The 8,502-nt window shown below is 46.4% G+C and carries 6 protein-coding genes; 4 read left to right on the top strand and 2 right to left on the bottom strand.

From position 1 onward, the window contains the following. The coding region (locus tag QUB16_RS28690) for a hydantoinase B/oxoprolinase family protein (RefSeq protein WP_333321434.1) at positions 1-1,874 on the top strand (1,874 nt) is incomplete at its 5' end. Here QUB16_RS28690 and QUB16_RS28685 read toward each other — a convergent pair. Further along, on the bottom strand, positions 1,871-2,335 hold the full coding sequence (locus QUB16_RS28685; RefSeq protein WP_333155214.1) for an RNase H family protein: 465 nt from the start codon (positions 2,333-2,335) through the stop codon (positions 1,871-1,873). The two genes, QUB16_RS28690 and QUB16_RS28685, sit on opposite strands and share 4 nt — an antisense overlap. A 159-nt stretch (positions 2,336-2,494) precedes the next feature. Here QUB16_RS28685 and QUB16_RS28680 point away from each other — a divergent pair, with 159 nt between their 5' ends. Continuing rightward, positions 2,495-3,142: a sigma-70 family RNA polymerase sigma factor gene (locus QUB16_RS28680; protein ID WP_333321432.1), complete on the top strand. Its 648-nt coding sequence runs from the start codon at positions 2,495-2,497 to the stop codon at positions 3,140-3,142. 112 nt (positions 3,143-3,254) lie between these two features. After that, positions 3,255-3,575, top strand: a complete 321-nt coding sequence (locus tag QUB16_RS28675) for a 2Fe-2S iron-sulfur cluster-binding protein (protein ID WP_333155211.1) — start codon at positions 3,255-3,257, stop codon at positions 3,573-3,575. A 327-nt stretch (positions 3,576-3,902) separates the two neighbouring features. On the opposite strand, the gene treS is transcribed toward QUB16_RS28675, so the two are convergent. After that, positions 3,903-7,271, bottom strand: coding sequence for a maltose alpha-D-glucosyltransferase (gene treS, locus QUB16_RS28670; RefSeq protein WP_333321431.1), 3,369 nt, complete (start codon positions 7,269-7,271; stop codon positions 3,903-3,905). Positions 7,272-8,017: 746 nt separating this feature from the next. Here treS and QUB16_RS28665 point away from each other — a divergent pair. Continuing rightward, the gene (locus QUB16_RS28665; RefSeq protein WP_333227177.1) at positions 8,018-8,248 is read left to right on the top strand and encodes a photosystem II protein, Psb35-related; all 231 of its coding nucleotides are present in this window, start codon (positions 8,018-8,020) and stop codon (positions 8,246-8,248) included. Positions 8,249-8,502: the final 254 nt, after the last annotated feature.

Below are 8,502 nucleotides of genomic sequence, written 5' to 3'. Positions count from 1 at the left end.
AACCAATTTTGCCGACAATCGATGTGCCGGAAGCATCCCAAATTTCCCCATCTTGTGGCACGGGCATCTTGCCTGTGCAACCAATTTCAACCGTGCAAACCTATGTTGCTGGCGGGTGGCGGGAAACGCCTGTTTATCAGAGAGACGATTTGCGATCGCACGACTGCATAGAAGGCCCTGCTATGATTGTTGAAGCTACGGGAACTAATATCATAGAACCGGGCTGGGAAGGGGAAATCACCGAAAATAATGATTTAATTTTGAACCGCAGATGCACGCAGATGGACGCAGATAATATCGGCGTTCATTCGCGTTTATCTGCGGCTAAATCCGATCCGGTTTTGCTGGAAATTTTTAATAATTTGTTTCGGGCGATCGCCGAACAAATGGGCGTCACCTTACAAAACACCAGTTCCTCAGTCAACATCAAAGAACGCCTCGATTTTTCCTGTGCAATTTTCGACAAAAACGGGCAATTAGTTGCCAACGCGCCGCACATTCCCGTACATCTGGGTTCGATGAGCGAAAGCGTTGAAGCTTTAATTTTAGCACAAGGCAATGCGATTCAACCGGGCGATGTTTATGTTTCTAACAATCCCTACAACGGCGGCACGCATTTACCAGATATCACCGTTATTACTCCAGTATTCGATCGTGATTCCTCCCTTCCTTTGTTTTATGTTGCCTCGCGGGGACACCACGCCGACATCGGCGGCATCACTCCCGGTTCCATGCCTCCTAACAGTACAACAGTAACCGAAGAAGGTGTATTGCTTGACAATTTCCTGTTAGTAAGTGAGGGCAATTTTCGAGAAAAAGAATTACTAGAACTTTTGACAGCGGGTAATTTTCCTGTTCGCAATTCCGCTCAAAATATAGCCGATTTGCAAGCACAAATTGCTGCTAACCAGCGCGGCGCAGAAGAGCTGCTCAAGATGGTAGAACATTATGGATTAGAGACTGTGCAAGCTTATATGGGCTTCGTACAAGACAATGCGGAAGAGTCGGTGCGGCGGGTAATTAAGGTTTTGAGTGATGGCGAATTTACTTATCCGATGGATAGTGGCGGACAAATTAAGGTAGCAATTACAATTGACAAATCGGCGCGCAGTGCAAAAATAGATTTTACTGGCACTTCTGCTCAACAAACCAACAATTTTAATGCTCCCGCAGCCGTGTGCAAAGCCGCTGTTTTGTATGTTTTCCGCACCTTGGTAGATGACGATATTCCTCTCAATGCGGGCTGTTTGAAACCTCTCGAAATCATCAATCCCGAAGGCTGTATGCTGAATCCTCGCTATCCAGCGGCGGTAGTTGCCGGAAATGTGGAAACATCGCAGAATATTACCGATGCTTTGTATTGTGCTTTGGGAGTGATGGCGGCTTCTCAGGGAACTATGAATAATTTTACCTTTGGGAATCAGCGCTATCAATATTATGAAACTATTTGCGGCGGTTCGGGCGCGGGGCCAGATTTTGACGGTACTGATGCGGTACAAACTCACATGACTAATTCGCGTTTAACTGACCCAGAAGTATTAGAATGGCGCTTTCCGGTGTTGTTAGAAAGTTTTGAAATTCGGGCTAATAGCGGGGGGAATGGATCTCATCGCGGGGGTAACGGCGTGGTGCGGCGAGTGCGGTTTCGGGAGGCGATGACTGCTGGTATTTTATCGGGGAGGCGGGTGATTTCTCCTTGCGGTTTGAATGGGGGGGAAGCTGGGAAAGTTGGGCGGAATTATGTTGAAAGGGTTGATGGAAAAGTTGAGGAATTGGGGAGTACGGCGACTGTAAAAATGCAGTCTGGGGATGTGTTTGTAATTGAGACTCCGGGGGGCGGAGGATATGGTTTTCCTAGCGGGATTCACCGTTAATAACCTTCATCTGCTGGTAAGTTTTGTTGATTGGCTGCTTGTCTGCAAATATAATTGCAGCGTTTATACTCTTGGTTGCCCGCAGATTGCTTAAGCCTAATAAACTCAACGTCGTGTTGCGAACAGAATTGGAGTAATTGCTCCCACAAATCTACGTTAGCAGTAGGTTTGTGTTCGCTATTTTTCCAGTTATTAGCTTGCCAGCGCAGCGCCCAATTGTTGGCAATAGCATCTACAAGGTAGCCGTTGTTATTGTACAGCGTCACTTTACATCTTGTTTTGAGTGCTTTCAGACCTTCAATTGCAGCAATAATATCCATACGATGGTGTGTAGTTAACTGAAATCCGCCGGATAGTTCCTTGCGATGATTTTCATACAGCAAGATTGCCCCATATCCACCAGCACCGCTCGGCGTAGTTATACCGCGAGTATAGATGCTAACTTGTTTCAAGTTGCTCATGCTTGTGGGACTCCTTCATGGAATATAAACATTTGGCGATATTATATAATTAATTGAATTAAGTATCAACATAATTTCAAACCTGTTGCATCAAATGTATATCGTGTTGTATAATCGGGCTGCACCAGCATTTATTCTCCAAACCTTTCCCGAACAATTGTGCAAACACCTAATTTTTCAGAATTCAACCATCCTGTGGTCAAATCCCTGTTTCACCACAGCGATCAGGAATTATTGACCCTGTTCCAAAACCATCCCGATCAAGGTAGGTTCTTCACGGCAATTTTTTGCCGCTATGCTCAAATTGTACACTCCCTGATTCGCCATTCCGTGCGATCGCCCGTACAAGGCGATTACCTGTTTGCCCACACTTGGCTGCACATCTATCACGAACTCCGAGGCCTCGATTTGCGTCGCGAAATCCAAGAGTCTGATGGCGAAAATCTCAGTCTCCAAAACTGGCTGATTAATGTCACGGCAGTCTGCATAAATCAAGCCGAATTGCCCCCTGTTGAGTCGATTCACTACTCTTTGCAATCGGCTCCGCCTCCCCTGTGGTGTTACGTCAAACAAGCCTTAGAATTGTTAGCGCCACTGCCGCGTTTAGTCGTGTTGATGGCTCAGACTTTCCGCTGGAGCGAAACTCGAATTGCAGCTTATTTACAAGCAGAAGGCGAAGCTATTTCGCCCGCTCAGGTAAAGGCTTTGCTGCAAAAAGGATATCAAAGTTTAGAATCAAACTTGCCGGAGGATATTCGGGCTATTTATCTAGATGAAAATCTCGATTATCAAGAAGCACTTGTCTAGATATACACGATATAAATCCGCCCTTTCTATTTGTATGGGCGGGTTTTACCGGAAATATTTGCTAGGACTAACAGCATCGTAAACCCGCCCTTTTGCGAGGAATAAGGAAAAAATGGCAGTTTATCAAGTTCGGTTGGTGAATGAGGCTCTCGCGCTTGATCGCACGATCGCAGTACCAGACGACCAGTATATCTTAGATATGGCAGAAGATGCCGGCATCCGCTTGCCGAATGGATGCAAGCAAGGAGAGTGTTCTGCTTGCGTTGTCAAACTGCTGAGCGGTGAAATCGACCAAAGCGAACAAAAGTTTTTGAAGCCCTCAGAAGTGCAAGCTGGCTACGCTGTTACTTGTGTGGCTTACCCGCTTTCTGACTGCACTTTGTTAACTCATCAAGAACAAGTTTTATATCAAGCCGCCCTTTATTTTAAGTAATAAAAAATCAGTTTTTTACCATCTTTTATTCTAGCCTCGCTGGGCGCGAAATTTCTTTGTAGAAGAGCGAATTATATTCGCCAGTCATATTATGTCCCGTCGATTACCCCTAATACGGTAGGGGCGGGTTAACAAAAAATATCTGCCCATAATTGACAATCTCAAAAACCCGCCCTTTTCATCGCGGTCACTCGATCGGACATGATCTCAAATCCTTATCAAACCAGATTTGGTGTCATGTAAGGTGCGTGACTTTCCAGCATCTCGCTGTTAATTGAGGAACTAAAAAGTCACGCACCCTAACGAGTATAGATAAACCCGCCCTTATTAATTCAGCAATTGTAGAATCCGCTGAAGCGGAATTTCCGCGAAATCTAAGCGGTAATTGAGTTCGTAGGCTAGCTCGGCAACCGCTTTTTCCAAAATGTAAGCATCCAGCAAAACTTGTAGTTCCGGTATAGATTTGGGCAAGAAACTTGCATCGGCTGCAGTCGCCAAATAACTCTTGACAAAAGTTAGGCTGACCCAGCGGTGCCAAACGTTCGCCCACTGCTGCATCTCCGGGAGATTTTCAGGGCGAATCATGCCACTTTCTACTTCATTGCGGAGTGCCAAAGTAACAGCGTAACTCAAAGATTGCAGCATTCCCGCAACATCTCGCAGGGGCGACCTCTTCATCCGCCGCTCGCTTAAGGGTCGATCGCGTTCTCCTCCGAAATCAATAATTACGAAGTCTTTGCCTGTATAAAGAACTTGCCCAAAATGAAAGTCCCCGTGACAGCGAATTCTATCGGCCGTGATTCTCAAGTTCAAAATAGACTTGAAACGTTCCATGAGCAAATCTTCGCGGTTGAGGAGCTTTTGCGCCGATTTTTGTACTTCTGGCGGCAGTTTGGACAGCCGTTTTTTCAGCTCCAGCAAAGTTCTTCCTGCCAGATTTCTCATGTATTGATAGATGGAACGCTGGTAAAACGAGGTAAAGCTTTCTGGGGCAAAAGCGGGATTTTCTATGTCAGAAGCTAAAGTGAGGTGAAGTTCGGCTGTCCGCTTACCTAAAAGTTCGGCTGATGCTAAGTAAGAGCCGATGAGTTCGCGAGCTAATGCCGGAATTTCTAGGGATAAATCGGCTACTAGCGAGTTTTGCGGCCGCTGGGTTTGTCCGGTCAAAGCGTTCGGCAAATAATTTTCGGGGGCAGTAGATAAATTCTCGCCGGAATGCTTTGCTTCTACTGTCATTACTTGCTCGAAATAGTCGCGCAGTGTGTCTAATGTATAAGACCAAGCATCTACGCTGTCGGGGATTAATTTTTGTAGGATTCCGACTGTAAGGACTTGTTTTGCTGGTGTGTGATATTCCAATGCTCCGGCAATTGGAGCGTAGTGTTGGATCGAGTTGCGCTCTGTTAAAAAGCGTCCGATTTCTAATTCGGGGTTAATTCCTTCCTCGATTTTTCGCAATATTTTCAGGACGAAGCGGTCGCCGTAACCTGCGGATGTATTGCTTTGTTCTTTTTTGAACAGGTGAGGATCGAGCTGCGATAAATCTTGTTCGGAGTTGAATGAACTGTCGGCAATTCCTAGCAGTTGACCTGCAGATCCTCTGTAACTGCGAGAATTGGCGATCGCCCCCAGCAGCGCGCTCAGAAAACCTTTCTCCCCAGCAGCATCAAATAGTACCCCGATTTCCTTTTTGGTTTCTGGGAAGTGCAGGCGCGCGATCGCCCGATCGTCCACATCGCTTTTCATCTCTTCCCAACCTAAAGGCAAAACGTAAGTTTCCGGCATACCTTCAGTATAATTCAACAGCAATAACAGAATGTAAACTTGAGATTGCTCCCCCGCACTATCTTTACATTCAATCGGTACAATCTCACTTATTTCTAAAGATTGAATTGTCCGATCTGAACCGCTAAACCAGCGATTGCGCCGCAAGTATCCCGGCAAAATATTAAGCAGCATATCGCTTAACTGACTTGTAGCAAAAGCCGTTTTCCAATTACCTATCACCGCCAAAGTAGGCAAGTCTGTGGGAACACCGTGCAGCGAAAAATCTTCGTGTTTAACAGTAAGAGTAAACCAGTAAAACGTGTGAGGACTCAAGCTCAAAAAGTAAGGAGCCTCGCCAACAGCAGGAAACTCCGTGCGGCCGAAAATCTCCACCGGAACAGCACCTTTAAAGGGCGAAAGGTCTAATTCTGCCGTCTGGACGAAGCGTGACAAATTAGCCACTACGAGGATGTGTTCGTCTTGATAAGTGCGTACAAAAGCTAAAACTTTGCGGTTTTCCGGGTACAGAAACTCGCAAGTTCCGCGGCCGAATGCTTGGAAGCGCTGCCTAATTGCAATCAGGCGTTTCATCCACCACCACAGAGAACTCGGATTCGCCCGCTGCGCGTCTACGTTAACAGATTCGTAGTGATATTCAGGGTCAACAATTGGCGGTGCGTACAGCCGCTGCGGGTTGGCGCGACTAAAACCGGCATTGCGATCGCCACTCCACTGCATCGGAGTTCTCACCCCATTGCGATCGCCCAAATAGATATTGTCTCCCATGCCAATTTCATCGCCGTAGTAAAGCACCGGCGTACCCGGAAGAGACAGCAGCAAAGCATTCATCAACTCGATACGGCGGCGGTTATTTCCCATCAAAGGAGCCAAGCGGCGGCGGATGCCCAAATTAATTCTCGCCTGAGTGTCTTGAGCGTAAACCCGATACATATAATCTCGGTCTTCATCACTCACCATTTCCAGCGTCAATTCATCGTGATTCCGCAAAAATAATGCCCACTGACAATTATTTGGAATATGTGGAGTTTGCTGGAGAATGTCGCTAATTGGGAAGCTATCTTCCATATGCAAAGCCATAAATAAACGCGGCATCAGCGGAAAATGAAAGTTCATGTGACATTCATCCCCAGCAGCGTAATATTCAACCGCATCCTCCGGCCACTGATTCGCCTCAGCCAGCAGCATCCGGTTCGGGAATTTCTCATCTACGTGCTTCCGCAATTGCTTCAGGAATACGTGAGTTTCTGGCAGGTTTTCGCAGTTAGTACCTTCGCGCTCGTACAGGTAAGGCACCGCATCCATCCGCAGTCCGTCTACTCCCAGTGCCAACCAGAAATCTACCACATCTAAGATGGCTTGGCGGACGGCCGGATTGTCGTAATTCAAATCGGGTTGGTGAGAATAAAAACGGTGCCAGTAATAAGCTTTTGCTACCGCATCCCAAGCCCAATTAGATGTTTCAAAATCTTGGAAAATAATCCGAGCATCTTGATATTTTTCCGGAGTGTCGCTCCACACATAAAAATCTCTTTCGTTACTGCCTTTCGGGGCGCGACGCGCTCGCTGAAACCAAGCGTGCTGGTCGGAAGTGTGGTTGACAATCAACTCAATAATGACTCGAATTCCCCGCTGGTGCGCTGCTTCTAAAAGGTCTTTAAAGTCCTCTAATGTGCCGTAAATCGGATTGACCGTAGTATAGTGAGATGTATCGTAGCCGTCGTCTCGGAGCGGCGAGGGAAAAAATGGCAGTACCCAAATTGCTGTTACTCCCAAGTTTTGCAGGTAATCCAGTTTTTCTGTCAGTCCTCTAAAGTCGCCGATCCCGTCTGCATTGCTGTCGGCAAAAGCGCGAACTGGTACTTCGTAAATAATCGCGTCTTTGAACCACAACGGGTCGTTATTTAACATTGAGTTTGGCATGATTTGTAGCGATGATTGGTAATTAGTAATTTGTACTTAAAATTTGGTAATTGGGATTTGTTAGTTCCAATCCAAACTGATAAATCATAACTCATAATTTGGCCGCTATTCCTCATGCGAGCGGCAGACTTTTAATCGTAATTTATTAACGCAAAACTTATAATTTCTTAACTATAAACTCTCAACAATCTGTTTTGCTATTTCGGATACAGTTCACAATCCGGGTACTGTGCTAGCTACCGATGCGCGGTGCCCACCCTACCAAAGCGTGTCAACTTAAGCCTGAAACCCCTCTGTATCTCTCGCGGGTAGCCCAGTCTAGATCCCCCTAAATCCCCCTTGATAAGGGGAGTAGGGGTTGACTTTGAGAACACTCTTGTCCCCCCCTCTTATTAAGGCAGGGCGGTTTCATTCTCACCAAAATCAGGCTTTTGTAGGGGCGGTGCCAAGAGTGCCCGCCCCCACCCACAGACGATTTCACAGGCGTTTGGGACATGGGGGCAACCACAGGGGGATTGCCCCTACCGAGAATGAAACCGCCCTGCCCTTATTAAGGGGGGCGCCAGGGTGATCGAGCCCTTGTTGACACTAAGCACACCCTACAGACTCAGGATTAGGTGCGGTATTTACTACCTGCCGGACGGTTGTCACGACATTACAGTACCTTGACGTTGATTGCTAATTTTCGTTACATTAGTTTACATAAAGCAACAAAAGTTAAGGAAAAAGTAAAAATGACTATTGTAATCGCTCTTTTAATCGTCGGTTGGGTAGCAGCCTCAGTAATTGGCACTCAAGCATATTTCCTGGGCGAACAGTCAAAGCCTATCCACGAGCGGAATTGGAACGATGAGTCTTTTGAAAAATTGGCTGTAGCAATCACAGCAACAGAGATGGATTACAGCGTTCGCGTTCCCGCCTACAGCATGGATGCCTATGGCAGCCGCACCATGTCTAATTCTTGATATCAAGTAACAGGTTTCACTATTTTCAATAACAGGCAGGATGCCTGTTGCTAATTTTCAATAACAGGCAGGATGCCTGTTCCACAAGAAAATTGATGGTTTGTGGAACAGGCATCTTGCCTGTTGCTAATTTTCAATAACAGGCAGGATGCCTGTTCCACAAGAGAATTGATTGTGTGTGGAACAGGCATCTTGCCTGTTGCTAATTTTCAATAACAGGCAGGATGCCTGTTCCACAAGAGAATTGATTGTGT

The organism is Microcoleus sp. D3_18a_C4, assembly GCF_036702415.1.
Lineage (GTDB): Bacteria > Cyanobacteriota > Cyanobacteriia > Cyanobacteriales > Microcoleaceae > Microcoleus.
Note: the sequence above shows the minus strand (reverse complement) of the source record. Positions and strands in the feature narration are given on the sequence as shown.

Bases quoted from the DNA above. Each gene is read 5' to 3' on its own strand.
- QUB16_RS28685 (WP_333155214.1), bottom strand. From the start codon at position 2,335: ATGAGCAACTTGAAACAAGTTAGCATCTATACTCGCGGTATAACTACG.
- treS (WP_333321431.1), bottom strand. From the start codon at position 7,271: ATGTTAAATAACGACCCGTTGTGGTTCAAAGACGCGATTATTTACGAA.
- QUB16_RS28675 (WP_333155211.1), top strand. From the start codon at position 3,255: ATGGCAGTTTATCAAGTTCGGTTGGTGAATGAGGCTCTCGCGCTTGAT.
- QUB16_RS28665 (WP_333227177.1), top strand. From the start codon at position 8,018: ATGACTATTGTAATCGCTCTTTTAATCGTCGGTTGGGTAGCAGCCTCA.